At 55.6% G+C, this 26,698-nt stretch carries 21 protein-coding genes; 17 read left to right on the forward strand and 4 right to left on the reverse strand.

All coding sequences use genetic code 11. The annotated features are described in order from the left end of the window. Positions 1-31: 31 nt before the first annotated feature. The 3 genes from K239x_RS03785 to thrC form a co-directional block, all read right to left on the reverse strand. A complete protein-coding gene (locus K239x_RS03785) occupies positions 32-397 on the reverse strand; it encodes a hypothetical protein (protein ID WP_145416325.1) in 366 nt (121 codons plus the stop codon). Positions 398-406: 9 nt separating this feature from the next. Next, complete coding sequence (gene dapB / locus K239x_RS03790; protein ID WP_419190045.1) at positions 407-1,168, reverse strand: 4-hydroxy-tetrahydrodipicolinate reductase; 762 nt, start codon at positions 1,166-1,168, stop codon at positions 407-409. Between the two features lie 197 nt (positions 1,169-1,365). After that, positions 1,366-2,727, reverse strand: coding sequence for a threonine synthase (gene thrC / locus K239x_RS03795; RefSeq protein ID WP_145416327.1), 1,362 nt, complete (start codon positions 2,725-2,727; stop codon positions 1,366-1,368). 364 nt (positions 2,728-3,091) lie between these two features. Between thrC and K239x_RS03800 the strand changes: the two genes are divergently transcribed. From K239x_RS03800 to K239x_RS03830, 7 genes are all read left to right on the forward strand, one after another. Further along, positions 3,092-3,664 carry a signal peptidase II gene (locus K239x_RS03800; protein ID WP_419189641.1) on the forward strand — a complete coding sequence of 191 codons (573 nt, stop codon included), beginning with the start codon at positions 3,092-3,094 and terminating at the stop codon, positions 3,662-3,664. Positions 3,665-3,694: 30 nt separating this feature from the next. Next, positions 3,695-4,501, forward strand: coding sequence for a histidinol-phosphatase (gene hisN, locus K239x_RS03805; protein WP_145416329.1), 807 nt, complete (start codon positions 3,695-3,697; stop codon positions 4,499-4,501). Between the two features lie 377 nt (positions 4,502-4,878). Continuing rightward, the gene (gene ffh / locus K239x_RS03810; protein ID WP_145416330.1) at positions 4,879-6,354 is read left to right on the forward strand and encodes a signal recognition particle protein; all 1,476 of its coding nucleotides are present in this window, start codon (positions 4,879-4,881) and stop codon (positions 6,352-6,354) included. A gap of 160 nt (positions 6,355-6,514) precedes the next feature. Further along, positions 6,515-6,967 (forward strand): 30S ribosomal protein S16, encoded by a 453-nt coding sequence (rpsP, locus tag K239x_RS03815; RefSeq protein WP_145416331.1) that lies wholly within the window; start codon positions 6,515-6,517, stop codon positions 6,965-6,967. Between the two features lie 54 nt (positions 6,968-7,021). Beyond that, positions 7,022-7,714 carry a tRNA (guanosine(37)-N1)-methyltransferase TrmD gene (trmD, locus tag K239x_RS03820; protein WP_145416332.1) on the forward strand — a complete coding sequence of 231 codons (693 nt, stop codon included), beginning with the start codon at positions 7,022-7,024 and terminating at the stop codon, positions 7,712-7,714. Positions 7,715-7,845: 131 nt separating this feature from the next. Continuing rightward, entirely contained in the window at positions 7,846-8,199 is a 354-nt protein-coding gene (gene rplS / locus K239x_RS03825) for a 50S ribosomal protein L19 (RefSeq protein ID WP_145416333.1), read from the forward strand. Positions 8,200-8,310: 111 nt separating this feature from the next. Next, complete coding sequence (locus K239x_RS03830) at positions 8,311-8,820, forward strand: YraN family protein (RefSeq protein ID WP_473163567.1); 510 nt, start codon at positions 8,311-8,313, stop codon at positions 8,818-8,820. 555 nt (positions 8,821-9,375) lie between these two features. Here the strand turns inward: K239x_RS03830 and K239x_RS03835 are convergent. Continuing rightward, positions 9,376-10,329: a hypothetical protein gene (locus K239x_RS03835; RefSeq protein WP_145416334.1), complete on the reverse strand. Its 954-nt coding sequence runs from the start codon at positions 10,327-10,329 to the stop codon at positions 9,376-9,378. Between the two features lie 722 nt (positions 10,330-11,051). Here K239x_RS03835 and K239x_RS03840 point away from each other — a divergent pair. The 10 genes from K239x_RS03840 to K239x_RS03880 all read left to right on the forward strand — a co-directional run bounded on the left by K239x_RS03840 (position 11,052) and on the right by K239x_RS03880 (position 26,686). Beyond that, positions 11,052-12,074: an AAA family ATPase gene (locus K239x_RS03840; protein WP_145416335.1), complete on the forward strand. Its 1,023-nt coding sequence runs from the start codon at positions 11,052-11,054 to the stop codon at positions 12,072-12,074. Between the two features lie 130 nt (positions 12,075-12,204). Continuing rightward, the gene (locus K239x_RS03845) at positions 12,205-13,116 is read left to right on the forward strand and encodes a DUF58 domain-containing protein (RefSeq protein ID WP_145416336.1); all 912 of its coding nucleotides are present in this window, start codon (positions 12,205-12,207) and stop codon (positions 13,114-13,116) included. Next, on the forward strand, positions 13,113-15,176 hold the full coding sequence (locus K239x_RS03850; protein WP_145416337.1) for a BatA domain-containing protein: 2,064 nt from the start codon (positions 13,113-13,115) through the stop codon (positions 15,174-15,176). Before K239x_RS03845 ends, K239x_RS03850 begins: the two co-directional genes overlap by 4 nt. Beyond that, complete coding sequence (locus tag K239x_RS03855; RefSeq protein WP_145416338.1) at positions 15,173-17,368, forward strand: hypothetical protein; 2,196 nt, start codon at positions 15,173-15,175, stop codon at positions 17,366-17,368. Before K239x_RS03850 ends, K239x_RS03855 begins: the two co-directional genes overlap by 4 nt. A 154-nt stretch (positions 17,369-17,522) precedes the next feature. Next, entirely contained in the window at positions 17,523-20,201 is a 2,679-nt protein-coding gene (locus tag K239x_RS03860) for a hypothetical protein (RefSeq protein ID WP_419189642.1), read from the forward strand. Positions 20,202-20,273: 72 nt separating this feature from the next. After that, the gene (locus K239x_RS28240; protein ID WP_419189643.1) at positions 20,274-20,804 is read left to right on the forward strand and encodes a hypothetical protein; all 531 of its coding nucleotides are present in this window, start codon (positions 20,274-20,276) and stop codon (positions 20,802-20,804) included. A 36-nt stretch (positions 20,805-20,840) separates the two neighbouring features. Further along, positions 20,841-21,728 (forward strand): hypothetical protein, encoded by an 888-nt coding sequence (locus K239x_RS03865; protein WP_145416339.1) that lies wholly within the window; start codon positions 20,841-20,843, stop codon positions 21,726-21,728. A 4-nt stretch (positions 21,729-21,732) separates the two neighbouring features. Beyond that, the gene (locus tag K239x_RS03870) at positions 21,733-22,455 is read left to right on the forward strand and encodes a hypothetical protein (RefSeq protein ID WP_145416340.1); all 723 of its coding nucleotides are present in this window, start codon (positions 21,733-21,735) and stop codon (positions 22,453-22,455) included. A gap of 50 nt (positions 22,456-22,505) precedes the next feature. Next, a complete protein-coding gene (locus tag K239x_RS03875) occupies positions 22,506-23,567 on the forward strand; it encodes a prenyltransferase/squalene oxidase repeat-containing protein (protein WP_419189644.1) in 1,062 nt (353 codons plus the stop codon). A gap of 2 nt (positions 23,568-23,569) precedes the next feature. Then, entirely contained in the window at positions 23,570-26,686 is a 3,117-nt protein-coding gene (locus K239x_RS03880; protein WP_145416341.1) for a TlpA family protein disulfide reductase, read from the forward strand. Positions 26,687-26,698: the final 12 nt, after the last annotated feature.

The following is a 26,698-nucleotide window of genomic DNA, read 5'->3' on the forward strand; positions in this document are numbered from 1 at the left end:
CGCCAGCGGCTCTCAAGCAACGTCATCGGGACTACTGTTTGTACTTCTCGATTGCTTCGGGAAGCGGGTACGCGGTGACATCGCGATCGCCTTGGGTCGCAGCGATTTCTAGCAATCGACCGTAACCGCGGCTGACAAGTTGTTGACGTGTTTGGACGTAGTCGGCGTCCAGTTTTTCTCGCGACAGATCCCCAGCGACGGTGACTCGCGCGAAGTTGTTGTGATCGATGAATTGCGCGAGCACGGGATTGCAGCGTATGTGTCGTTCCGGCGAAGTGTGCAGTACTTCGGGGTCCAATTCGCCGATCACATAACGCAGGTATAGATCGCTATCGACGATGGAACTGACATCGTCGCCGCATACTTCACACAGGTAACCTTCGTCGCACTTGGCCATGTTGACGACCTACGACAAGCCCAATACGTCGAACATGTTGTACAGGCCGTTGCCTTTGCCTTGCAGCCATTTGGCTGCCGCCAGCGCGCCCGAGGCGTAGCAGTCGCGATTGCTGGCGGCGACGTTCAGTTCGATCTTTTCACCCAACATTCCGAAGACGATCGTGTGTTCGCCAGGATTGTCGCCGACGCGGACAGCGTGGTAGCCGATTTCGTTTTGCGTTCGCTCGCCGGTGTGGCCTTCGCGTCCGTGAACATGCTTGGTGCCGTCAGCGAGTTTTTCTGCGATCAGTTCGCCAAATTTTAGGGCCGTGCCACTGGGAGCGTCGGCTTTGTAGCGGTGATGGCGTTCGATGATTTCGATGTCCACACCGCCTGCGATACCGGCCATTTTTTCGGTGATCTGCTGGGCGACTTTCATCGACAAGTTGACCGCCATCGACATGCTGGGTGCCCACACGATGGGCAAACTTTCAGCGGCTTTGGCGAGACTAGATTTTTGCGAATCCGAGAGGCCCGTCGTCGCTACGACCAGGGGAACTTTGGCGAACAAGCATTTGGCGATGCAATCATCGATCGCTTGTGGCAGTGAAAAATCGACCACGGCATCGATGGCTGTGGGCCACTGGCTCACCAGCGTTTGATTCAGCGGGTTGATGCCGGCTAGTGATCCAGCGTCTTCGCCTTGATGTGGATTGTCCGCATGATCGATGGCGGCAGCGATTTGGAAGTCAGGGTCAGCGGCTGCCAGTGCGACGACTCGGCGGCCCATGCGACCTGCAGCGCCGTGGACGGCCAGTTGGATAGGTGTGTTCATGCTCAAAATCGTAAGATGGTCGAGCGAAAATCGCTAGTAGTCGCGGTGATGTTGGAACACCTAATTGAGCCGCTGGCGCTAGCCACGGGCGTTTTTGGGGATCAGTTGGTCATGCTCGAAGAGGCCCGTGGCTAGCGCCAGCGGCTGACCAATTACGACGAGAGGCGTTTGGCGATTTCGTCTTTGACGGCGTTTGCGTCGGCTGGCAGATGCACCGCGGGGTTGGCGTACTGGCTGTTGACGTCCTTGAGAGTTTGCTCGTGGTAGCCGACTTTGAAATCTGTGAACTTCAATCCGTGGGCGGTGCTGATCACGACTGTTTTGTCGCTGGATTTGATCACGCCTTTTTTGATCAGCTTGGTCAGCACGGCCAACGCAACGCCGGTGTGCGGGCACGTGAACATGCCTGTCAGGTCGGCGTGGGCGGATGCGTCGGCGAGTTCGTCTTCGCTCGCTTGTTCGACGATGCCGTCGGTTTCTTGAACCGCTTTGACGGCTTTGACATAGCTGACTGGGTCACCGATGCGGATGGCGTTTGCCAGCGTGTCTTGGGCCGTCATCGTGATTTTGTCTTTGAATCCGTTCTTATAAGATTCGTAGAAGGGATTGGCTTTTTGTGCTTGGGCGGCCACCAGTCGCGGCATGCGGTTGATCAAGCCTAGGTCCAGCATTAGTTGGAAGCCTTTGTGCAGGGCACTGATGTTGCCGAGGTTTCCGACCGGGATGATGATCCAGTCGGGAACTTCCCATTCAAACTGCCGGACGATTTCGATGCCGACTGTTTTTTGGCCTTCGATACGAAGGCTGTTCATTGAGTTGGCTAAGTAGATGGAATTGTCCTTGGTGACCTCTTGGACAATTTTCATGCAGCCATCAAAGTCCGTGTCTAGCGCCAGGACGTGCGCTCCGTTGGCGACCGGTTGGATCAGTTGCGCCGTACTGACTTTGCCAGCGGGCAAAAAGATCACGGCGGGGATTCCGGCGTACGCAGCATACGCTGCCAGTGCGGCACTGGTGTCGCCGGTGCTGGCGCAAGCGACGGCTTCGACGCTGCTGCCTTGAGCCATCATTTGTTTGACGACGCTGACCAAGACGGTCATGCCCAAGTCTTTGAAGCTTCCGGTGTGAGAGTTGCCGCAGAGTTTGATCCACAGATCCGGCACGCCGAGTTGTTTGCCCAGGCGTTCGGCCCAGAACAGATTCGTGTTTCCCTCGAACATGCTGACGACGTTTTCATCGGCCAGCGACGGAATCACCCATTCTCGCATGCCCCAGACGCCGCTGCCGTGTGGCCACACGGAGGTGCTGGCTCGGGAATCAAAGAGAGCTTGCCATTGGTAGGCGTTTTTCTTTTTCAGGGGTTCTCGTTCGTGATGGACTTCCAGCAAGTTGCCGCAGGTGGGACACGTGTAGATGACGTCGTAGATCGAGTGCTTGGCCGAGCAGCCAGCGACGCAGCGGAAATAGACGGTCGAATTCTCGAGAGCCGCGGAGGCTTCTACAACGGACGACATGATGGGTTCCTGGTTAACAGTTGATGTGCTGCGTCATTATGTTCGGCGCGGCGGCGATGGCAAAGGGCGAGCGTGAAACTGCGACGTTCAGGCAGGGCTCTTTGGCAGGTCCGAAAGACTTACATCGGCAGTTTGAGGGCAAAAATGGACGCAGATTTCGCTCAAGTTGCCCCGCAAATCATCGGATTCGCCTGGGCATCGATCGATTCGGGCCGTAGTTTAGCCGTAGTCTTCCCAGGCCCTGGGAAGACACTGTGTGTAGGCAACCACGTCTGAATTGTCATTCCTGGCCACGATGAATGCCCTGATCAGGGAATCAATGACGCTCGGGACTGACAGGGTTTCGGGGGAAAGCAAAAGGCTTATGAGCGAATCAATCCAAACCGCCATGCCCCTTCGCGGCCGCGCGGTCCTGTACGCCTTGCTGGCGATCATCGGCGGCGGCATCGATCTGTGGACCAAGCAAGCCGTGTTTGCTTGGCGAAGTTTGCCGGGGCAAAAGGACATTTGGTGGGTTGTCGACGGTTACTTTGGGATCGAGACAGCTGTAAACATCGGTGCTGTGTTTGGGCTCGGGGCAGGGCAGGGGACTGTCTTTGCCGGCTTGTCGGTCATCGCAGCGATCGGAATTATGGTGTGGTTGTTCTGGTTTCGCGCGGCCGAATCACTGTGGCTGACGACCGCGTTGGGGTTAGTGTCGGGCGGGATCATCGGGAATCTGTACGACCGTCTGGGAATGTGGTGGCAGCCGCATTATCCGCCAGAGTGGAGAAGTGGCGTTCGCGACTGGATTCTGTGGCAAGCCAGCGACACGATGAAATGGCCTAATTTTAATATCGCTGATTCGTTGCTGGTGGTCGGTGCGTGCATGTTGATGTATCAATCGATCTTTCTGGCGGAACCGCCAGCCGATGAATCCGATACCTCTTCTCAGTGAGAGGTGCTTCAACATTTAGGACTAGATCTGATGGCGACTCCTGACCAGTGGCAATCTCTTCATGAAGGACGGCTCGCCGCGATGATCGAAGTCGCCGAGGCGGCAGGGGCGCACACGCTGAAGCACTTTCGCAGTAGCGAATTGGTGATCGATGCTAAACAAGATGACTCGCCCGTAACGATCGCCGATCGCGAAGCCGAGCAACTGGTTCGCAAGTTGCTGTTCGAGCGGTTTCCTCAAGACACGTTGCAAGGCGAAGAGTTTGAAGAGCAAACCGGCAGCAGTTCGTATCGCTGGATAGTGGACCCGATCGATGGCACGAAATCGTTTGTCTGTGGCGTCCCGCTGTATTCGACGTTGTTGGCATTGGAGTGTGACGGGAATCCGCTGGGAGGCGTGATCTTTATCCCAGCGATGGGGGAACTGATTGCGGCCGCGATCGATCAGGGAAGCTGGTATCGCAGGGGTGATGGTGCTGCTTGGGAAGCGGCACAGGTTTCCACTAAGACGGACATCAGCCAAGCGGTTTTCGTGACCAGCCAAGTCGATTCGTTTGATCAGCGCGGTGCGAGTGACGCTTACAAACGTTTGGAATCCGACGCTTGGGTGTCTCGCAGTTGGGGCGATGGCTACGGCTATTTGCTAGTCGCGACGGGCCGAGCCGAAATGATGATCGACCCGATTTGCAATGCTTGGGACGTCGCTGCGATCTACCCTGTGATCACCGAAGCTGGTGGAACGTTCACGGACTGGAAAGGAACCAAGACGGTTCGCGGCGGCGATGGCGTGGGCACCAACGGGCATCTTCATGCAGCAGTGCTGGACCGCTTGTCATAGCCCGTTGGCATATGGTTATCGCCCGTTGGCATAGTCCGGCTACTGTTGGCATAGTCCGGCGACTGTTGGCATAGTCCGGCGACTGTTGTCACCATCAGATGTGGCCCCGCGACGCCGCTTGCGGGGCCGGGCCTTACTTTCCTCAGTTGCTTTGCGAAGTTCTCGCAGGCTGGCGTCTCAGGACGTGATCATTTGGGCGCCGTCTCAGGACGGCGGGGGGGCCGGGCAACTAGTTTCTCGGCAATTTGGGGGTTTTTGGCTGCTTTGCATTTACAAAAACAGTGCTTTGCCCCTAAACTGCCGCTCCGCATCTAACCCCGGTATCCGCCGGGGTTGTTTTTTCGTGTTATCACGACATTTTGGGTCGGCGTTTTACGGTGTTTGAGAATCTCTCCGAAGGATTGCAGTCTGCTTTCAAAAGCTTGTCCGGCAAAGGCAAGCTGACCGAAGGCAATATGCGCGACGGTCTGGAGATCGTTCAAAAGTCGTTGCTCGAAGCCGATGTGAGCTATCCCGTCGTCCAAGACTTCATGGCCCACGTGTCCGAGAAAGCTCTCGGTAAGCGGGTTTTGCTCAGTTTGCGGCCGCACGAAGAATTGGTTCAGATCGTCAATGACGAACTGATCAACATCCTGGGGCCGGTCGATTCTTCGCTGCATCTCAAAAGCGAAGGTCCGACAATCATCATGCTCTGCGGTTTGCAGGGAAGTGGTAAAACGACGACGTGCGGCAAGCTTTCGCAGTTGCTCAAGGAAGAAGGCATTAAGCCGATGCTGGTCGCCGCTGACCTTCAGCGACCTGCCGCGATCGAGCAATTGCACGTCATTGGCAAACAGCTGGACGTGCCGGTTTATAGCGAACCAGACAACAAGAACCCTGTCAAAGTTTGTCAAAACGGTGTCGCCAAGGCCAAGGCCGAAGGCGCCCGAGTGGTCATCTTGGACACGGCCGGCCGATTAGCCATCGACGAAGAGTTGATGGCGGAACTCCAGAAGATCGACAAGAAGGTCGGCCCCGATCAGGTTTATCTAGTCGTCGACGGCATGACCGGGCAAGACGCGGTCAACAGTGCCGGTGCGTTCAACGAATCGTTGGAGCTAAACGGCGTCATCATGACCAAGCTGGACGGCGATGCACGTGGTGGTGCGTTGTTGTCGGTCAAGCATGTTACGGGCGTACCGATCAAGTTTATCGGTACCGGTGAGCACTTTGATGCACTCGAGCCGTTTCGCCCTGAAGGTATGGCGAGCCGGATTTTGCAGATGGGCGACATCGTCCAGGCTGCCCGCGAAGCTCACCGAATCGTTGACGAAGCAGAACGTGAAGAGCTGGAAGCCAAAATGGCTTCGGGTGATTTTACGCTCGACGATTTCAAAAAGATGATGGAGAAGGTCGCCAAGCCCGGATTGATGGGCAAAATGATGGGGCTGATGCCAGGCATGGGCCAGTTCAAAGACGCTATGGAAAGCGAAGAAGCCGCCGGGGGAATCCGCCAAACGATCGGCGCGATCAACTCGATGACGATGGCTGAACGCAAGAATCCCAAAGTCATCGATGCTCAGCGTCGCACGCGGATCGCACAAGGTGCGGGCGTGCAGACACCGGTCGTTTCACAGCTGATCAAGCAGTTTGAGGTCATGAAACCGCTGATGGCGGGTATGGCGGGCAAGGGCGTCGGCGATCGCATGGCGATGATGAAACAGTTGCAGGGCAGCGGCGTGATGAACGACCCGACAATGAGCGGGCTAAAAACAAAACAGAGCACTGGCAAGCGTTTGAGTAAGAAAGAACGCGAGAAGATGAAGCGACAGCGTGAAAAGATGAAACGCCAGTTGAAGAGAAACAAGAAGTGATGGATTTGAAATCTGACATTTGAAATTTCAAATCATTTTTTAACAAACTAGATGCCAGTACGTTCTGGCACCGACCCGGAGAATCTGCAGATCGTTTGCAGACTCCAGGCAGTCTGACTAGAAGCGAAGCCTCCCAGCCTTAAGAGAGCACTTAACCAAGATGGCAGTTCGAATCCGAATGAAGAAAATGGGCCGTACCCACCGGCCGTTCTATCGCGTTTGTGTGATGGATCAACGAAGCCCACGCGATGGTCGCGTGATCGAAGAACTAGGTTTTTACGATACCAGTGTTCCCGAAACTGATGCTCGTGTGCGTTTGAAAGGCGAACGCGTCGATTATTGGTTGGGTGTTGGTGCTCAGCCGAGCGAAAAAATTGCCGTCTTGATCAAAAAGTACGGCACCAACGGCACGCATCTAGAAGCCCAAAAAGAAGCGTTGGAGCGTTTGTCAAAACGCAAAGAGTACACACCTGCTCCTGCGGCTCCCAAGCCAAAGAAAAAGGAAGAGCCCAAGGCCGAGGAAGCTCCTGCTGCGGAAGAAGCTGCCGCCGAAGAAGCCGCTCCTGCTGCCGAAGGCGAAGCTGCTCCGGAAGCCGAAGCTGCCAAGGAATAATCCTACGCATTGCGGTTGCAAATTGCTTGCGGTTATCGCTGAAGGGAAAGAAACATGCGGTTTGACATCGTCACACTCTTTCCGGCGATTTTTGAGGGGTACATGACTCAAGGACTGTTGGGTAAAGCGATCCAGCGAGAATTGGTTCAGATTCATCAGCATGACTTGAGAGATTGGGCGCCTCAGACGACCCACAAACCGGTGGATGACAAACCATTTGGTGGTGGACCTGGGATGCTGATTCAAGTCGAACCGACAGTGAATTGTGTCGAAGCGGTCGAGAAGAAAGCTGATCAGTCAGCGCGGCGGATTTTGCTAACTCCACAAGGAAAACGTTTCGATCAGCGAATGGCAGAGGATTTTGCGACGAGTGGCAGGTTGATGCTGTTGTGCGGTCGCTACGAAGGATTTGACCAGCGGGTCACAGATATTCTGGAGCCCGAAGAGGTCAGTATTGGCGACTTTGTCCTCAATGGAGGCGAAGTGGCCGCGATGGTAATCGTTGATGCAGTCGTCCGGCTTTTGCCCGGCGTGCTGGGCGACGAGAACAGTAGCATTGACGATTCGTTCAGCCGCGGAAATCGGCTGTTGGAGTTTCCTCAATACACAAGACCAAGAGAGTTTCGCGGCCACGCCGTTCCCGATGTTCTGACTAGCGGTGACCACAAAGCCATCGCAGCCTGGCGGGAACAACAAAGCCTCCAGCGAACTAAACAACGACGCAGTGATTTGCTGCGAGATGAATAAACAGGAAGGCCAGTTTCGGAAGAGGGGGCAGACCCCAAAAGCCGAAACGGTCTGAAAGGTGCTTTGCACTTTTGGGGTCTGACCCCTTTTTACGAAATAACTACACCATTTTGAAATAAGTGAGCCGAGCCATGAGCCAAGCCATTATGGATCTGGTCGAAAAGACCGCCCTGAAAGAGAACCCACCCAAGTTCGATGTCGGTGACACCGTCGACGTGCACTTGCGGATTTTGGAAGGCAGTAAAGAACGCATCCAAGTTTTCACCGGAGTCGTTATCGGACTTAGTGGAACTGGATCAAAAGAAATGTTCAGCGTTCGTCGTATCGTCGCGGGCGAAGGTGTGGAGCGAAAGTTCCCACTGCACAGCCCTCGCATCGACAAAGTCGAAGTCAAGCGAAGCGGCGTCGTGCGTCGTGCGAAGCTGTACTTCCTGCGTGGCCGCGTCGGCAAGGCTGTTCGTCTGAAAGAACGTCGCCGCGTTTAAGTTGCTGACCTAGCAGCGATTGAAACAGAGCGTGTGACGCAAGTCCCATGCTTTTCGATCCGTTGGCGCCAGTCGCGTCCCTGTCCCGTTTGCCCATGCAGGACAAGGCCAGTGGCTAGCGCCAGCGGATCGCTGACGATTCCTTGGTCGGGGGTAGAGCATGTGAATGTTGCCCGCGTCTTTCGCAAGCTTCGCGACCAGTACATCGACTGGCGATACGGAGCGATCAACTTGGAAGCTCCCGTCGGGAAACGCGGCGAGCAAGCAGCGGCGCGTCTGTTGCGTCGCAAGGGCCTGACCGTGGTCGCCGAGAGCGAATCGGATCGCGGGGGCGAAATCGACCTGATCGCCATTGATGACCGCAAGAAGGTCATCATCTTTGTCGAAGTCAAGACGTTGGCGACGACCAAGCCGGGACATCCGGCGGACCGCGTCGACGAGAATAAGCAGAGGCGAGTGACTCGAGCAGCCCTGCGGTATCTAAAACGAAAGAAGCTTCTTGGCATCGCTGCCCGCTTCGACGTCGTTGCTGTCTGGTGGCCAAAGGATCACGAGCAACCCGAAAAGATCCAGCACTACGAATCTGCGTTTGATGCGGCCGGTGATTTTCAGATGTACTAGCTGATCGTCAGATGTACTTGCTGGGCGCCGCGGCAGGGGTGCCGTTGCGACCAGCACGGTTTATTGGCACACGTGCCTTCTTCGCTGGCAATTCATCAGCTGTACATCAGCGTTTTACGGCAAAAATCTACTCTGCGCCCCATTGGAACGCAGTTTGCTATGACGAACTTGCGTCAATTGCCGCATTTCGCAGGCAATATTTGTGTCCAAGAAAATAAGGAACAGCGCTGTGGACGTGAAAGAAGCTCCGATCGTGGAAGACTGCCCCAGTTGCGGACGGCCAATGAGCATTCGCCTTCAACACATTGGCAAGCCGATTAGTTGTGGCCATTGCGGCTGCGATTGTTTGGTGCAGATTGATCGGGCTTCCGTGATGGCGGGGGCTGCACGGCACCGTTTCCAGGCGAGCCGGCCACGTTAGCAATGCATCAGGCCACGTTAGCAATGCATCAGTCAGTGAGTTTGCTTCAATGCCGCGTTGACTGAACAGACACAAAAAAAGCCGCCTCTCTCACGAGGCGGCTTTCGTTTTTTGGGCAAAGAAGTACGTCGCTTCTAGACGTCCTCTGCTTTTTCCGCGTTGCCGACGGGAAGCTCTTCGGCTTGTTCCTCGCTGCCGTCTCCAGCGGGGGCAATTTGGGCGGGAGCAGGAACGGGCTCGGCTGGCACCTCTTGTAGGAGCGATTGGCCAGTCGATTGAGCGGCCGATTGGACTGGCGTGGTCTGAGAAGAAATGGGCTGAGCGGGCGTCAGCGCGGTCGGCTGTTCGGTTGCGGTGCCGGTTTCCATTCTGCTGCTCTGCTCTGGCACAGCGTCTGCGGCAGGCAGAGCCCCCACAGAAATCACTCGCGACCCATCAGGCAGGATCATGCCGGCTTGAAGCTCGGTGTTTGGGTCCGACGGATCACCGGAACTTCGCTGTGGTGCCAACGTTGACGGCGTTGATCCAGCGTACGGGTTCTGCATTGGCTGCGAATCGTACTGCGGCGCGATGCCCTGCGAGGGCTCGCGGTAGGACTGATACGCCGAATCTGCGTAGGCTGAACTTGAGTATTGGGAGCTCGTGTAAGGCGAAACAGGCTGCGTGTAGCGGTAGGTGCTAGACGTGGACGGGTAACGCTGGACATACGGTTGGCTGTACCGCAACGGGTCAGCATAAAGGCTCAGTCCAATGCTTGACCGACTGGATGAGTAATACGGCGAGTACCCGTAGCCGCTTGAGTAGCCGCCATAGCCTGACGAGTAAGGGTACGAAGAACGCAGTCCATAGCTGCGACCCAGAGAACCGTAGCGGTAGCTGGGCGAGTAGCCGGTACCGATCGAGATGCTTAGACCGGAGCTAGGCCGGCGAGATCCGTAGAGGCTATGGCTTGGACTGTACGAACGACCATAGGAGCTGCCGTGTCCGCGGCCTGGATGAAAGGAAGAATGCGGCGGGCCACCGTGACGGGAGCCGATGCTGGAGCTTGGAAGTGAACGCGATAGGCTTGAGCTTCGCGACGGGCCCATGCTTCTGGAGAGGCTCGGACTTCGTGACAGGCTTGAGCTTCGTGAGGGGCTTGAGCTTCGTGAGGGGCCCATGCTTCGTGATAGGCCCGGTGCTCCCAAGCTGCGTCCCGTCGAGGGTCCGGAGCCTCGGCGTTGGGCCTGAGCCTGGGGCGCCGAAAAGCTGGCAGCCATTAGCAAGGCAAGGGAAACAGAACTGATATGCTGAAAGCAAGGCATCCTTCGGGCTCCAAAACATTGAGATAAGGGGAATCGGGCAGACTCGTCGCGGATGGTTCGTGCCCCCTCCAGTGAACAACGGTTCGCCTATTGCCATGGTAAGCGGAACTGGCCCGGCGGCAAATGATTGGAGCCGCAAAGCACTGTTTTACTTCAACATTCGCCGACATTTACCCAGGTTTGTAAGCCTGCAGCTGCTTCCAAAGCAAGACGGACAGTCTCGCTGATTGGCTCGGTTCTCGGCGCACGGCAGCTGGAAAGCCAGCCGGTTGGCGCAGGGAGCATCCCGGTCCGTCGTTTTTAAAAATCATGCGGCGAAACTACGACATTTATCGAAAAAAGATCGCTCCGTGTTTATTCCGGTCCAGCCTCATTCGTTCGCACTTCCCCCCTCGTGGTCGAGTTATAATCGCCGCAGGCTGCAAGCAATTTTGTGGCCTGATGGATGACGAATGCGATCGGGAGTGATCGCATTTTCTTTTGCATACCCCACCTGAGCAAACAACATGAGCCAAGCCGCCGCCGCTGGAGAGACCCAGCGACTTAGCGAAGACGATGTCCAGGCAATCGATCGATTACGCGACGCCTACCAAGGCCTCCGAAGCGAACTCGCCAAAGTCATCGTGGGGCAACAAGACACGATCGAACAATTGGCGATCTGTTTGTTTGCGCGTCGTCACGCCTTGCTGATGGGGGTTCCTGGTCTGGCCAAGACGCTGCTGGTCAGCAAGTTGGCCGAGACGCTGTCGCTGAAGTTCCACCGTATTCAGTTCACGCCGGACTTGATGCCGATGGACATCACCGGCACCGACATTCTGCAAGATACCGCGGATGGACGGCGCGAAATGCAATTCGTCAAAGGTCCGGTGTTTGCCAACATCGTCTTAGCGGACGAAATCAACCGAGCACCACCTAAGACGCAGGCTGCGATGTTGGAGGCGATGCAGGAGCAGAACGTGACGGTGTTGGGCAAAGAGTTTAGGCTGGAATCGCCGTTCATGGTTTTGGCAACGCAGAACCCGGTCGAGCAGGAGGGCACGTACCCGTTGCCCGAAGCGCAGTTGGACCGTTTTATGTCGTTGATCGAATTAGACTATCCCAACGAAGAAGAAGAAATCCAAATCGCGCGGACCACGACAGGTGGGGCGCTGCCAGACCTGCAGCATTTGATGTCGGCCGAAGACATTATTGCACATCAAGATTTGGTGCGACGCGTGCCCGTGCCGGATCACATCTACACCTACGCAGCGAGGTTGGTTCGCAAAACGCGGCCGGGTGGTGAAACGGCACCGGACTGGTTGATGCCATTGGTGTCGTGGGGAGCGGGTCCGCGTGCGGTTCAGAACTTGATCTTGGGCGCCAAAAGTCGAGCGGCGCTGGAAGGCAGTTACATGGTACGACTGGAAGACGTCCAGCACGTCGCGCCCGCTGTGTTGACGCACCGCCTGATTACGACCTTCGCCGCGCAAGCGGAAAAGGTTACGGCAAGGGAAATCGTCAAACGCTTGGTGGACGAGACTCAGGAATAGCGTCCGTCCTTTTTCAGTTTCTCCTTTTGTTAGCCGCTGGCGCTAGCCACGGGCCTTGTCCGGTAGCCCGGTGATCATGAAAGCCCGTGGCTAGCGCCAGCGGCTAACTAAACCATCTCCAAAGCTCGACATGACCACTGACACCAAGCATCGTGACTTCGTTGACGCCGACGTGATTGCACGATTGGGTGCGTTGCCGTTCGTTTCGCGTCGTCCGATGTTGGGCAGCGTTTCGGGCAAGCATGCCAGCCCGCACCGCGGGGCCAGTGTGGAGTTTGCTGAGTATCGCAAATACGTTCCCGGCGATGACCTGCGTCGGTTGGATTGGCGAGCTTATGGCCGCAGTGATCGCTTCTACGTCAAAGAATTTGAAGCCGATACCAACTTGCGAATGGTCCTGGTTGTCGACACTAGTGGTTCGATGGATTTTGGTAGCGTCGGCATGACGAAACTGGATTATGCCAAGCGTTTGGCCGCGACACTAAGTTACCTTTCGATTCAGCAAGGTGATGCAGCGGGATTGGCGTGCGTGGCCGGCGGGATCGTGACTAACATCCCTGCCAAGCGAAGTCCCGCTCACTTGAATGTCTTGATGGAGACGCTGAGTGAAACCAAACCGCAGGGCGAAACCGAAATGGCCGCCGTGCTTCATGAGCTCGCTGAGACCGTTCGGCAACGAGCTCAAATCGTCATCCTGTCGGACTTGTTCATTGATCCGCCTGAGCTACGTGACTGTTTTGAACACTTGCGATTTCGCAAGCATGACGTGTCCGCGTTTCATCTGCTGGATCCCGAAGAGATTGGTTTTGATTTTCAGCGGCCAACGCGGTTTTTAGACATGGAAGGCGGCACGGCGGTGTTTGTTGAACCCAGTGAGATTGCTGATCGCTACCATTCGGCACTGGAGGAGTACTTGGCAGGACTTCGCAAAGTTGTCTTGGAAACGGGCGTCGATTATCGGCGAATCATTATCGACAAACCGTACGACGTTGAGCTAACCGAGTATTTGATCGGCCGCGCACAGCAGCGAGGTGCTCGATGAGTTTCTTGCAACCTTGGATGCTCTTTGCCCTCCCGCTGATCGCATTGCCGATCATCATCCACTTGATCAATCAGTGGCGTTACCAGACCAAGCAGTGGGGCGCGATGATGTTCCTGCTCAAAGCCAGTAAGATGGCTCGCGGGTACGCCAAGCTGCGACAGTGGTTGATCTTGGCTATGCGGTGCTTGGTCGTCGCGGGATTGCTCTTTGCGATCGCTCGGCCGCTGGCAAGTGGACTGCTGGGCTGGACCGGCGGCGGACGCGCGGACACGACGATCTTGCTTTTGGATCGATCGCCCAGCATGCAGCAGGTCGGTACCGCAGGTGTATCGAAGTTGGACACCGGGCGACAGCAACTCGCCGCCACATTGGAAACGCTCGGCAGCACGAACTGGGTGTTGATCGACAGTACCGACCAAGAACCTCAGTCGTTCGATAGCGTTGGGGCGCTCGTCGATTCGCCCACGATGCAGGGGGCCAGTGCGACAGCCGACATTCCAGGCATGCTGCAATCGACGGTCGACTATCTGAAAAACAATCAGCCCGGCGCAACGGAAGTTTGGTTGTGCAGTGATCTGCGTTCGCCCGACTGGAATCCGGATAGCGGAAACTGGTCGGCGATTCGCGAAGCGTTTAGTCAGTTGCCTCAGTCGGTTCGGTTTCACTTGTTGGCCTACCCAGAGACAACGGAGTCGAACATCGCGATTCGTGTCAGTGATGTGCGGCGAGAAAGTGGCCCAGCGGGGAATGCCGTGGTGATGACCATCCGGCTGACTCGCAGCGACAACGGCGAAAACGCGTTGCAGATTCCGGTGCAGATCGAACTTGATGGCGCCCGAACCACCTTGGAAGTCGACGTCAGTGGGCAAATGGTCGAACTTCGCGATCACCGTGTGCCGCTTTCGGGACGCCAAGAACGCGGATGGGGACGTGTTTCGATTCCGGCCGATGCAAACGAGTCGGACAACGAGTTCTTCTTTGTGTTCGATGATCCTCCTCAGCGGCGTATCGTCTTGGTCGGCGAAGACGAAACAAAAGTGCGCGCGTTGCAGATCGCAGCGTCCGTTTCGCCGGATGGGAAGTCCGGAGCGAACGTGGAGTTTGTCACGCCCAGCCAATTGGATTCGCTGGTATTGGATGATGCGGCGCTGCTGATTTGGCAAACCGATCTACCCGATAGCGAAACCAGCGGCGCGGTGCGTGAATATGTTGGTAAAGGCGGGCAGGTGATTTTCTTTCCGCCCGAGGGTCTGGTCGGAGGGATCAAACCACAAGGCGAATTCTTGGGTGTTCAATGGAAAGATTGGGTTCGCGCTGATGTTGACACGAAAGTCATGGTCGAAAATTGGCGTGGCGACCAGGATCTGCTCGCCGCGACCCGTAGCGGAACCGGGTTGCCGGTCGGTCAGTTAGAAGTTAACGGCTACGCGACAGTCGAAGGTCAAATGACACAGTTAGCGACCTTGTCTGGCGGCGTGCCGCTGCTGGGCCGCGTGACCACGGACAAAGGCGGCGTCTATTTTTGCACGACGTCGACGGCAGGCGACCAGTCGTCGTTCGCAAAAAATGGCATCGTGATGTACGTGGTGGTGCAACGTGCGATCACTCAAGGGTTGTCGGCGCTCGGTCAAACCGTGCAACGAGTGGCGGGTTCGATTAGCGAACCCACCGAAGGCTGGCGGCAGGTCGCCGGACGCCGCGAAACACTTTCGAGCCAGTACGCGTTTCATTCGGGCATCTATCAAGAAGGTGAGGCCGAAGATGCTCAGTGGTTGGCGGTCAATCGTTCATCCAAGGAAGATCAACGCGACACGATTTCGGACAAGCAGTTAGCAGCCTTGTTCGCCGGACTGGATTTTTCGCGGGTCGACGATTCGGCGGGCAGCATGTCCGGCATCGTTCGTGAAATTTGGCGAGTGTTTTTGTTGTTGATGATCGCCGCAATGCTGCTTGAAGCGTTGCTGTGCATCCCGCGGCGAGCCGTCGCAAAAAAGGCCGCTTCGATCACCAGTGGTTTTGCACCTAAAACGACGGACGCCAAACCAGGAGCTGCAGCATGATCGAATCTACTTTTTCAATGCAGGCCAATGGCTTTACGGTTTTTGTTTCGATCGCAGCGATTGTTGCCGTGTGCGTGTTGTCGTGGATTTCGTGGAGCAAGAGTGGTTTTCGGCAATCAATTGGTTTGCTGGAATTGTTGCGGATTGCGTTGGTCACGCTGGCTGTGTTTTTGCTGAATCAACCCGAGACGGTAAAACAGTTTGTGCCTAGCACGAAGCCAACCGTGGTGGTTTTAGGGGACCAGTCGCTGAGCATGTCGACGCGAGACGTGGGAATGAACGATAGCGGCGAAGTCGCACTGAAAAGCCGGAGCGAATCGATCGCGCCGCTGATGATGGATCAGACGTGGGAATCGCTCAAGGGCAAACTGAATGTCGTCATCACGCCGTTTTCGACGGGCGAAAATAGCGATCGCAGTGATTTGCACGCAGCACTCCAGGCGGCTCGCAAGGAGCACCCAAATCTTCGTGCTGTCTTGCTGGCATCCGACGGCGATTGGAACGTGGGTGCGCCACCCGTCGAGATGGCGACGCGATTGCGACTGCAGCAGATTCCGATCTTTGGCGTACCGGTTGGCGAACCAACACGATTGCCGGACATCGATTTGCTGAGCTTTGATTTGCCGTCGTTCGGTGTCGTTGGCAAGACGGTGCGGGTTCCTTTCACGGTCGAAAGCTCGCTGCCGCGTGACCATGCCGCCATCGTGACAATGGAATCATCTGACGGGACAAAGATCACCAAGGAACTGCGTATCTCCGCGATGGGCCGAACGACCGATGCGTTGATGTGGAAACCTGAAGACGTGGGCGACTACACGCTGACGCTGCGGATTCCACCGCATGGCGAAGAACGCAACGTGGAGAACAACGAGAAGACAACGCCGATTGTTGTCCGTGAAGAGAAGTTGAAAGTGTTGGTCGTCGAATCGCTGCCGCGTTGGGAGTATCGCTATCTGCGAAACGCTCTCTCACGCGATCCCGGCGTCGATGTTTCGTGTTTGTTGTTTCATCCGGGGTTGAGCAAAGTTGGTGGCGGCAACCGCGATTACATCGGTTCGTTTCCCGACACGTTGAAGGAACTATCGCAGTACGACGTGGTGTTCTTGGGTGATGTGGGAGTTGATGAAGATCAGTTGACCGAAGAGCAGTGCCGCCTTTTGAAAGGCTTGGTTGAACAACAGGCCAGTGGGTTGGTGTTTATGCCCGGTTGGCAAGGCAAAGGATTGTCGCTGGCCGATACGCCGCTGGATGATTTGTTGCCGGTCGTTTACGACCGCGTGCAAGTCAACGGTTGGGGATCGCGACAACCAAGTCACTTTGGTTTGACCGAACTTGGCCGCAGGAGTTTGCTAACGAAACTGGCCGACACACAGGACGACAACATGGAAGTCTGGGAGAACTTGCCCGGGTTTCAGTGGCATGCCCCAGTCATTCGCGCCAAAGCAGGCGCCGACGTGTTGGCGGTTCACCAAGAAGCATCAAACGAATACGGACGCATTCCGTTATTAGTGACGCGCACGTTCGGCCGCGGCAAAGTGTTGTTCATGGGAACCGATGGCGCGTGGCGTTGGCGGCGCGGCGTGGAAGACAAATACCACTATCGATTTTGGGGACAAGTTGTTCGCTGGATGGCTTATCAGCGAAACATTGCCAAAGGTGAATCGATGCGTCTTTATTATTCGCCGCAGCAGCCGCAAGTTCGCCAAACGATCGCGCTGAAGGCCAACGTGATGGAAAAAAGCGGCGAACCACTTAGCAAAGGAACCGTCACAGCCAGGATCGTTGCACCGTCTGGCCGCACTGATACGGTTCGCATGAAGATTGCCGGAAACGAATGGGGTGCCTTCGCCGGATCGTACACGCCGTCCGAGCCAGGGAATCACCAAGTGACGCTGCGTTGCAAAGAAACGAACACCAAATTGGATGCGAGTCTTTTTGTACAGGGCGCGATACTGGAGCAAACAGGCAAACCAGCACGACCCGAAGTAATCGACGAACTAGCAAGGGTTTCGCGGGGCAGGGTGCTCAAAAGTGCCACGCCCGATGAAATAATTAAGGCAATCGGGCAAGTTCCCGAGCCACCCAAGCAGCTTCGTCGGGTTCAATTGTGGAGCCACCCGTTGGTCGCCGCCCTAATGATCGGCCTTTTGGGCCTGTTTTGGACGGGCAGAAAAATGGTGGGGCTGATTTGATGTATCCGATAGACTGATTCAACTCGTTAGCCGCTGGCGCTAGCCACGGGCCTTTCACGCAGGTGCAAGTTAAGCCGGCGAAGACCCGTGGCTAGCGACAGCGGCTAACAAACAACACGCGATATAAACACTGGACCTCTACAGAGACCATCCCATGAGTGTTGCCTCTCCCGATCGAAACCCGGACTTGCTCCGTGTGCCGGACAGCTTGAAAGAACAGTTGTCGCGGTTTCGCAGCAAGGTATGGACCACCAAGATGGCCGAAGCGATTGCCATGGCAGTCGCGGCGATCTTAATTGCGTTCTTGACGGTGTTCATCGTCGATCGATTTTGGGACACGCCCGCGTCCGTCCGCTTGGGCATCTTCTTTGCCACGCTGGCGGTTTGGTTGGTCGTGCCGTGGGCGTTTCACCGCTGGGTTTGGCGACACCGCAGCCTGGATCAGCTAGCCAAGTTGCTGCGTGTTCGCGAACCCAATATCGGCGATCAACTGCTGGGTGTGATTGAACTGGCCGACAGCGAAACCGAACAAGCTCGTTCTCGCAAATTGTGCGAAGCCGCCATCGAACAAGTTGCTGTGTCGGCAAAGAGTCGTGATCTGAATGCCGCGGCACCGACGTCGCGCGTCAAATTGTGGAGCAGCGTGTTGGCCATTGCCGCGGGCATCGCCGTTGTGCTGGGCGTCGTCGCTGGGCCAGCCGCTAAAAACGCTTGGGCGCGAATGGCTGCGCCATGGATCGACACACCGCGTTACACATTTACCGAAGTCAATGCATTGCCAAAATCGATGGTCGTGCCCCACGGTGAAAACGTCTCTTGGACGGTTTCGCTTTCTGACACAAGCCGTTGGCAGCCCGCTTCGGCAACCATCGAGATCGAAGGCATGCCGGACAATGTCGTGTCGATTGTCGACAACCGATACCAGTTTGAATTGCCGCCCAGGATGCAGCCAACGGACATGATGGTTCGCGTTGGCGACTTCTATCAAAACGTCACGCTTGATCCTCAGATTCGGCCCGAATTGGTTGCAGCAAATGCTGTGGTGCAATTGCCCGAATACCTGGGACTAAACGAAGCCGTCGAGCGAGATGTTCGGGGCGGCACATTGAGCGTCGTCGAAGGCAGCACGGCCAAGGTTTCAGCCACCGCATCGCGGCAGCTTGATTCCGCCAGCATCAACGAAAATTCGGTTCCTGTGATCGACGCATCGTTTGCATCGGGCAAAGTCGACGTCACGGACGCAGGGCAGATGAGTTTGTCGTGGAAAGACCAGTTCGGTTTGGCCGGTCGCGAGCCGTTTGATTTAGCGATCAAGCCGCTTGTTGATGAACCGCCAAGTGTGGTGACGCAGGATTTTCCCCGCCAAGCCGTGTTGCTCGATAGCGAACAACTCAATTTCCGTGCTCTTTCGGCGGACGATTTTGGCGTCAAGAAAATCGGGTTTACTTGGAAGGGACTCGACGACCGCTTGGCCAAACCAGCCGAGGGCGAAAAGGTGCTTGCGGTTGGCGGCCCCGATCAGTCATCGATTCAAGTGCCGGCAACGTTTTCGGCCAACGGGTTGGGAATCGACCCGCAGCCGGTTGAAGTCCGATTGTGGGTCGAGGACTACTTGCCCGGTCGCGAGCGAGCCTATTCAGCTCCGCACATCTTCTACGTGTTGACTGCCGAGGAGCACGCGATCTGGGTGACCAGCCAGCTGAGCAAATGGCATCGGGCATCCTTGGATGTGCGGGACCGCGAACTCAGGCTTTATGAACGCAACAAGCAACTGCGTGCCATGACGGCCAGCGAATTAAACGACGATGACATGCGAAACGAACTTCGCAAACAAGCCGGCGCGGAATCGTCCAACGGTCGTCGTTTGGACAATCTGAACAAAACCGGCGAAGACCTGCTTAAGATGGCCGCACGCAATCCCGAGATTGGCGTGGGGCACTTGGAGCGGTGGGCAGAAATGCAGCAGACTTTGAAGGACATCGCAGCGAATCGAATGCCTTCGGTGTCCGAACTGTTAGCCAAAGCTTCAACAGACGACAAAGTTGCTCGTGGTGAACCCTCCAAGCCGAAGCCCGAAGCTCCCAAAGCTGGCCAGAGTTTGGACGACAAGACTGCGCCAGGCGGTGAAGGCGACGATGATGCGAATGCCAAGGAAATGCCTCGGGTTCCTACGATCGCCGATCGCGAATCGTCGCAGCAACCACTTGATGAAGAGGGCGGCGATCCAGCGGCGCCCAAACCACCAGGTGCTCCGCGTCTCACATTGCCCACCACCACGATTGCTAGTCCGGGCAAAAAAGGTGAAACACCCGAAGAGTGTGAAGTCCCCGAAGAGGCTCCTGTCGATGAAGCGATCAAAGAGCAGGAATACTTGCTGGCGGAGTTCGAAAAATTGGCCGAAGAGATGAACGCAATTCTGGCCAACTTGGAAGGCAGTACGTTGGTCAAACGGCTTAAAGCCGCTTCACGAGAGCAAGACCAAGTCGCCGAGCGAATCGGTGGTCGAATCAATGCGGTGTTTGGTGCGAAGCGTTTGGCCAAGCCTGAAGATCACAAGATGTTGGGTGATTTGGCGGAAGTCGAAAAGAAGAGCAGCCAGAACGTGTCCTACATCATGGACGACATGGACAGCTACTACCAACGTCGCCGCATGTTGCAGTTCAAAAATGTGCTGGACGAAATGCGAGCGGCCGAAGTCCTGACGGCGCTGACTGACCTAGGCGAAAAGATCCCCAAGAAACAGGGCATGTCGATTGCTCAAGCCGAATATTGGTCCGACACGTTTGATCGCTGGGCGGATGATTTGGTCGATCCGATGAGTGGCGGTACGTGACCGGGCGGCAAATCGGCTGGCAGTTTGCCACCATCCGTCATTTTAGAAGTACTTCAAATCCTAGAAGGCGAAGTGAACTTGCGCGAGGAGACGCGGGTCGCTGAGCAAGCCAAAGAAGCGATGGAGCGAGACGATTACATTAGCGAAGGGATTCGGTTGAGCGAGACGCAGGATTTACTGCGTGACCGTACCGATAAAGTCATTGACCGTATCAACGAACTTCCCGAACCGGAGGGCTTTGCCAAAGAGATCAACATGCTGACAAAAGTTGAGTCGGTAATGAAAGAGGCTGTCAATATTTTGGTCTCACCCGATACGGGCGATCGAGCCATCGCGGCGGAAACCGAAGCGATTGAGTTGCTGTTGGCATCCAAACGCATCAACCCCAAGGGCGGTGGAGGCGGCGGAACGTCACCTGGTGGTGGCGGCAGTGGCGATACGCAAGATTCGGCGCTCGCGCTGATCGGTGCAGGTGTCAACGCCAAAGAGCAGCGTCGCGCAAGTGAAGTGACGCAGGCAACGGGCGAATCCGGCCGAGCACTGCCAGAAGAGTTTCGAGCTGGTTTGGACGAGTATTTTTCCAGGCTAGAACGGGACCAGTAAAAGTAACCCTGCGGCGCCGTTCGCAGGGCAGAGTGAATGTTCGTTTTCTTGCGTCGCAAGAAACGCCCTGCGAGCGGCGTCGCAGGACTACGCCTGAATGCAGGTTTGACGTTGCGAAAAATGAATGCCAGCCACCTACCGTCCCTGTTCTTGATGCTGCTGATTTCATTCCCGGCATTTTGCGGTGTCGCACTTGCGCAGGATGCCGCGGAAGCAGTTTCGGAAGAGGCAGTGGCCGAATATGAAGCAGCGTTGGTAGAAGATGAACAGGCGATCGAGGACGAAGAAGAGTTCGTTCTTCCTCCCGACCCCGAAACCGCCAAAGTTCAGGCTTACTTGGCTGTCCAACGTGGTTTGATCACTCGTGTTTGCAATTTGACGGATGATCAAGAAAAAAAACTTTCGTCAATGAATAACCGATGGCTAGCGAAAGTCTCCAAGGAAAACGAACCGAAGCCAAACGGCGTTGGTAGACAACCGGGGCTGATCGGAATGTTCTTTGGAGTGCAACCACAGCGTCCGCGCGCGGCTCGTAAACAGAATTTAAAGAAGATTGTCGATGAGCAACTTGTTGCCGTGCTGGATGACGACCAGAAAAAACAGTTGAAGACTGAGCAGGAAGAGTCGGCACAGTTCCGCCACGCTGCGACCGCTGATGCGCTGCTGGAATCACTGCAAGATCGGTTGGATATGACCGCTGAGCAACGCACTGCGATCAAGGAAAAAATTCTTCCTTGGGTGTCACGATCGGATCTGGTGGTGGTGCACTATTTCAACGGCAACAATTACTATCCCGACATTCCGCTTCACTTGCTAACTGCTTTGACGCCCGACCAACGCAAGGCCTACCAGGGACTTCAACGCCATCTGTTCACCCATGACAATTTCAACGATGGCAATGAGCCGATTGTGATTGAGGAGTAAACCTGTGCGTTCAATCTGTTTTGGGATCTTCATTGCGTTTTTGTCGACGACTGCATCGGCACAACAGGACTGGGTTTCCAGTTGGGTGCTCAATGGGCAAACCGAAGCACAGTTTGAAAAACAGCTGAAATCGGATTACGAGATGCAGGTCAACATGATTGATCGGCTATGTGATCTGCGCGACGCCCAACGATCCAAGCTGACATTGGCCGCTGACGCCGACGTCACACGCTTCTTTCGTGACGTCGCCAAAATTCGCAAGAAGATCGCTGCCTTGGATTTGAAAGGCAACCAAAACGATGACATCAACAAGATCTTTCAAGTGGTCAGCCCGCTTCGGACCCATGTGCAAAACGGAGTGTTTGGTGACCAGTCACTCTTTCATCGAGTGTCACGGTCGGTGCTCACGACTGATCAGCAGGAGCTCTACGCGGCCGAGATCAAAAAAAATCGTCAGCGTCGTTGCGAGGCGATTGTTCGCGTCAATGTGGCTGATTTGGAGCGATCGATGCCGATGTTGGCTGATCAACGCGACAAATTGATGGAAGTACTGGATGCTCAAGAATTACCAACGACAATCAATCAGCACATGGAAGGCTACTCGGGGTTCTTGAAACTGGTGAAGGCCAGGAAGAACGCCAAGCAGGATTTCGAGAAGATTTTTGATGCCAAGCAGATGAAAGTGATCGACCAGTACTGTGATCGCTATCAAGGTTGGGTGCCGTGACAGATCAACATGAACAAACTGCAGACTTACCAATACAGGCGAACGTTTTGATGAAGGCATCTTTTGAATTTCGGACTGGATGGTTACTGCTGGTCGCGGCGCTGGTGTTTCTGATTTCGCCGGTGCCATCATCGTCGGGTCAGGGGCTGGTCGTTCCGCAAGGCGACGTGGTCGCGCGTGATGTGCGTGAAATGTACGACAAGGGTTTGGGCTACTTGCTGAAAACGCAAAGTGACTCGGGGACCTGGAACACCGGCGGCGAACGCGGGGCAGGGACGACCGGTTTGGGATTGTTGGCTTTCTTGGCATCCGGGGAAGATCCCAATTTTGGTCCCTACAGCAGTGCCATCCGAAAAGCGATTCGGAACATCATTAAATCGCAGCCAAAATCGACGGGCTACATGGGGCCAAGCATGTATCACCATGGGTTTGGATTGTTAGCGTTGGCGGAAGCCTACGGCGCGGTCGACGAAACGGACCTGTGGGCTGGCGAGAAGCATGCCAATCAACGCAGTTTGGGAGAGGCACTGGAATTAGGTGTTCGCTGTGCCGTGACATCCCAAAAGAAAAACCCGTTTGGAGCTTGGCGGTATTCACCCAACACACGAGATGCGGATACTTCGGTCAGCGGAGCCGTGTTGATGGGGTTACTGGCGGCCCGCAACGCCGGCATCGAAGTGCCGGACGAGTCGATTAACAAAGCGATCAAGTATTTCACCAGCATGACCGGTGGAAATGGAATCGTGGGCTACTCGGGCGGTCTGGATGGGTTCGGCGAATCGATCGCTCGTTCATCGATCGCTTGCTTGGTGTATGCGATCGCGAAACGCAAAGATCTGAAACAGTACAAATCCGTCGAGAAGTACTTGGTCAACAATCGCAGCGAAGGTTCGGGATGGACGGAGTATGCAAGGTACTACCAAGCCCAGGCTCTGTTCCAAGCCGATATCGAGGCTTGGGAGAAGTGGAACAAGGGATTGATTCGGAAACTGAAAGGAGTTCAAGGAGCGGACGGCAGTTTTCAGGGTGACTTGGGCGCGGCGAACAGCACGTCGATGGCTTTGTTGGCCTTGGCACTGAACTATCGATTTTTACCCATCTACGAGCGGTAAACATGCAGATGAAATGGTTGAACGGTTGTCGAGGTTTTGTTGCGTGTGCGATCCTGATTTGCTTACACGGTGGTTTGGTCCATGCAGACGCCGCCAAGCTGCGCATGTATCTCAAAGACGGCAGCTTCGTAGACGGCGTGTTGAGTCCGTCTAATCGAGAAGGGTACATCGGATTTCAGAGCGATCTGTTTGATAGTTCGCTGGAGTTTGACGTCCGGGGAATTCGATCCGTTGCAGGTGAATTTTCGCCCGAAGACCAAAAATCAGGCCACGCGTTCTTGCTGGACGGCGGTACGCGGATCACGGGCGATTTGCAGCAATGGAATGAATCTGCCCTAGTGGTCAGTTCTAAATCGTTGGGCGAAGTCACGATTAATCGGTCGCTACTTCGTGCCGTCGAAGCCGTCGCCGATAGCGGTAAACGAATCTATTCGGGACCAAAATCGATCGATGATTGGACGATTTTGGATGATACGAACAAATGGGATTTCGCCGCAGGATCACTGAAGTCGCCCGACAACGATGCCAAGGCAGGCGGGAACGTGGGTTTGCCTGAAAAGTTCCGGCTCTCGCTGTCCATGTCTTGGGAAGGCCGCGCGGATTTTGTCATGTCGCTTGGTTGTACCGAACCCAAAAAGCCTGCGCCGGAACCCGAGAACAACAATCGACGCGTTCGGCGTGCCATGGTCCAGCCCACGCAGAATATTGCTGCGGTTCGATTGGAAATGTGGGATGCGCAGCTCGCTGTCGTTCGTGAAGTCGGCAATCTTGCGGACATCGCCGTATTGCCACTCGATGATGATTCGTCGCAGTTTGAATTGACGTTTTTCGTGGATCAGGTTGCCGGTTTGGTCGCGGTGTATTCACCGCGCGGAAAGCTGTTGGAAAAGATTCAAGTGGCTGAAGAGTCGGGGAAAGCAAACCCATTTGCGATGCTGGACAATCACGGCAAAAGCGTTTCGCTGGATCAATTCGACGTCTACGAATGGGACGGGCATTTGCCGGATTCGACGGAGTACCCCGATAGCTACGTTTTGGACAAGGAGGAGAAAATCGTCAATGCGGAGGTTGTCGGGTTTGACGCAAAAACGCAGTCGCTTGACCTGATTGATGAGGACGGCAAAGAGTTGCAAATGAAACTGGCGGACGTGCGACGAGTGATTTTGGCTGTCCAGGACGAGAGCTCTGAAGAGTCAAAAGACGAATCCAAGAAAGGCGAATCCAAGAAAGGCGAATCCAAGAAAGACGAATCTGAGCAAGACGAAGACGAAGACGGAGACGGAGACGGAGACGGAGACGGAGACGGAGACGGAGACGGAGACGGAGACGGAGACGGAGAAGGAGAAGGAGAAGGAGACGGAGAAGGAGAAGGGCAGGGCAGTGGCGATGAAGACGACGCCGCTGTGGACGAAAAACCGAGCGGGCAAGCAATTGCTTTCGCAGCGTTTGAATTGGACGAGAGCCGATTGATCGAAGTCGACTTTGCTGACAGCAGTCGATTGGTCGGGTATTTGGCCCAAGGGAACGGCAAGCAATTTGGATTCAAGGCAAACGGCATCGCGAAGGTCGCAAGTTGTGCGGCCGATCAGATCGTGGCCGTCTCGGGATCGGCGGTTCGCTTCAAGGGGGACGATTTGTCCGGGACCGCGGGCACGCTGACGACGGAACTTGCCAAACTACAGGGAACGCTCGTGCAGAATGCAGCACCGAAGGGCGATGCCGTTTTGGTCTGGCAACCTTGGGCCAGTGAAAGCCAGGCTGCAATTTCGCGTGAATTCACTGGGGCAATTATCTACACATCACGGAACGCGCCACTCAGTGCGAAAGCCGCAGTCGTCGTGCCAGCGCAACGACGTCGGCCCAATAATGGATTGGGGGCTCTGATCGGTGGGATTTTTGGCAATGGTGGTGGAAAGCCTGCGATCGCAAAAAAGAAAGCTCCCGCAGGCGATGGTGCTAAATCAAATCTGCCTAGCTTTGAAATCGTCTTTCGATCGGGCGATACGGTCGACGGCGTGGTGCAATCAGTCGACCAGCGGGGGGTGACGTTTGCATCGGAGGAAACTAGCACCACGGTTGTCCCGCACGATCAAATGGATTCCATCACACTGGGCAAAGCGACGACCAAGCCGTCATTCGACGAACTGGAACTGAAACGTTTGCTAACGGTTCCGCGGAATCAGAAAAGCGACCCGCCAACCCATTTGTTCGTGTCCACGACCGGTGATTATTTGCGTGGCCGATTGGTTGGGGTGACCGAAGACGTGGTCGGCGCCGAGGTGCGACTGGAAGTGCAGGAGATCCCGCGAGACAAAGTGGCTCGCGTGATTTGGTTGCATGAACGCCCTTGGTTGGATGCGGATAAGGATGCCGATGAAGACGCCAAGCAAGAAGCTCCCCCGAATACGACTGACGCCAGTTTCTTGGTCCATGCCGTTCGCCCTGATTCTCGCGGAGTTACTTTCTCCCCCGAGAAATTAGTCGATGGAACACTTAGCGGAACCAGTGATTTGCTGGGTGATTGCAGTATTCGTTTGGATTCGATTCAGTCGTTATTGTTCGGACGTGATGTAGGCGAAAAAGCGCTGGCACTGCGAAAGGACTCATGGAAATTGGAATTGGCCGCGCTGCCAAAGGCCTACTTGGACGATGGCGAAGGCGGCGAAGGGGCATCGGCGGCGACCTCGTCTCCCTTGGTGGGACGCGATGCTCCGGAGATCAAGCTTCAGACGATCAACGACGTGGAGTTTGTGCTCTCGGAGAATCGGGACAAAGTCATCGTGTTGGATTTTTGGGCCAGTTGGTGCGGTCCGTGCATTGCGACAATGCCCAAAGTCGACGCCATCGTCGATGAATTTGATCCACGCGAAGTGGAATTGGTTGCTGTGAATTTGCAGGATAGTGTGGAACGAGCACGTATCGCGCTAAAGCGAATGGAAATCGAACCAACCGTGGTAATGGATGTCGATGGCGAAGCTGCCAGGTTCTACGACGCTCGCGCCATTCCGCAGACCGTGATTGTGGACCGCAACGGAAAGATTACACACTTGTTTGTCGGCGGTGGATCGAAGTTTTTGGATCAGTTTTCGGCCGCTTTGAAAGAAGTTGTGGCGAAGTAGTCGTCCCCGCTG

The organism is Stieleria marina, from assembly GCA_007741555.1.
In the GTDB taxonomy this organism is placed as follows: domain Bacteria; phylum Planctomycetota; class Planctomycetia; order Pirellulales; family Pirellulaceae; genus K23-9.

What these genes read in the sequence shown, in the direction of transcription:
- thrC (WP_145416327.1), bottom strand. Translation starts at nt 2,727, where the DNA reads ATGTCGTCCGTTGTAGAAGCCTCCGCGGCTCTCGAGAATTCGACCGTC.
- K239x_RS03880 (WP_145416341.1), top strand. Translation starts at nt 23,570, where the DNA reads ATGCAGATGAAATGGTTGAACGGTTGTCGAGGTTTTGTTGCGTGTGCG.
- K239x_RS03800 (WP_419189641.1), top strand. Translation starts at nt 3,092, where the DNA reads ATGAGCGAATCAATCCAAACCGCCATGCCCCTTCGCGGCCGCGCGGTC.
- rplS (WP_145416333.1), top strand. Translation starts at nt 7,846, where the DNA reads ATGAGCCAAGCCATTATGGATCTGGTCGAAAAGACCGCCCTGAAAGAG.
- K239x_RS03865 (WP_145416339.1), top strand. Translation starts at nt 20,841, where the DNA reads ATGTTCGTTTTCTTGCGTCGCAAGAAACGCCCTGCGAGCGGCGTCGCA.
- K239x_RS03855 (WP_145416338.1), top strand. Translation starts at nt 15,173, where the DNA reads ATGATCGAATCTACTTTTTCAATGCAGGCCAATGGCTTTACGGTTTTT.
- K239x_RS03850 (WP_145416337.1), top strand. Translation starts at nt 13,113, where the DNA reads ATGAGTTTCTTGCAACCTTGGATGCTCTTTGCCCTCCCGCTGATCGCA.
- K239x_RS03785 (WP_145416325.1), bottom strand. Translation starts at nt 397, where the DNA reads ATGGCCAAGTGCGACGAAGGTTACCTGTGTGAAGTATGCGGCGACGAT.
- K239x_RS03840 (WP_145416335.1), top strand. Translation starts at nt 11,052, where the DNA reads ATGAGCCAAGCCGCCGCCGCTGGAGAGACCCAGCGACTTAGCGAAGAC.
- dapB (WP_419190045.1), bottom strand. Translation starts at nt 1,168, where the DNA reads ATGGGCCGCCGAGTCGTCGCACTGGCAGCCGCTGACCCTGACTTCCAA.
- K239x_RS03835 (WP_145416334.1), bottom strand. Translation starts at nt 10,329, where the DNA reads ATGGGCCCGTCGCGAAGCTCAAGCCTATCGCGTTCACTTCCAAGCTCC.
- trmD (WP_145416332.1), top strand. Translation starts at nt 7,022, where the DNA reads ATGCGGTTTGACATCGTCACACTCTTTCCGGCGATTTTTGAGGGGTAC.
- K239x_RS03875 (WP_419189644.1), top strand. Translation starts at nt 22,506, where the DNA reads ATGAAGGCATCTTTTGAATTTCGGACTGGATGGTTACTGCTGGTCGCG.
- hisN (WP_145416329.1), top strand. Translation starts at nt 3,695, where the DNA reads ATGGCGACTCCTGACCAGTGGCAATCTCTTCATGAAGGACGGCTCGCC.
- K239x_RS03860 (WP_419189642.1), top strand. Translation starts at nt 17,523, where the DNA reads ATGAGTGTTGCCTCTCCCGATCGAAACCCGGACTTGCTCCGTGTGCCG.
- K239x_RS03845 (WP_145416336.1), top strand. Translation starts at nt 12,205, where the DNA reads ATGACCACTGACACCAAGCATCGTGACTTCGTTGACGCCGACGTGATT.
- rpsP (WP_145416331.1), top strand. Translation starts at nt 6,515, where the DNA reads ATGGCAGTTCGAATCCGAATGAAGAAAATGGGCCGTACCCACCGGCCG.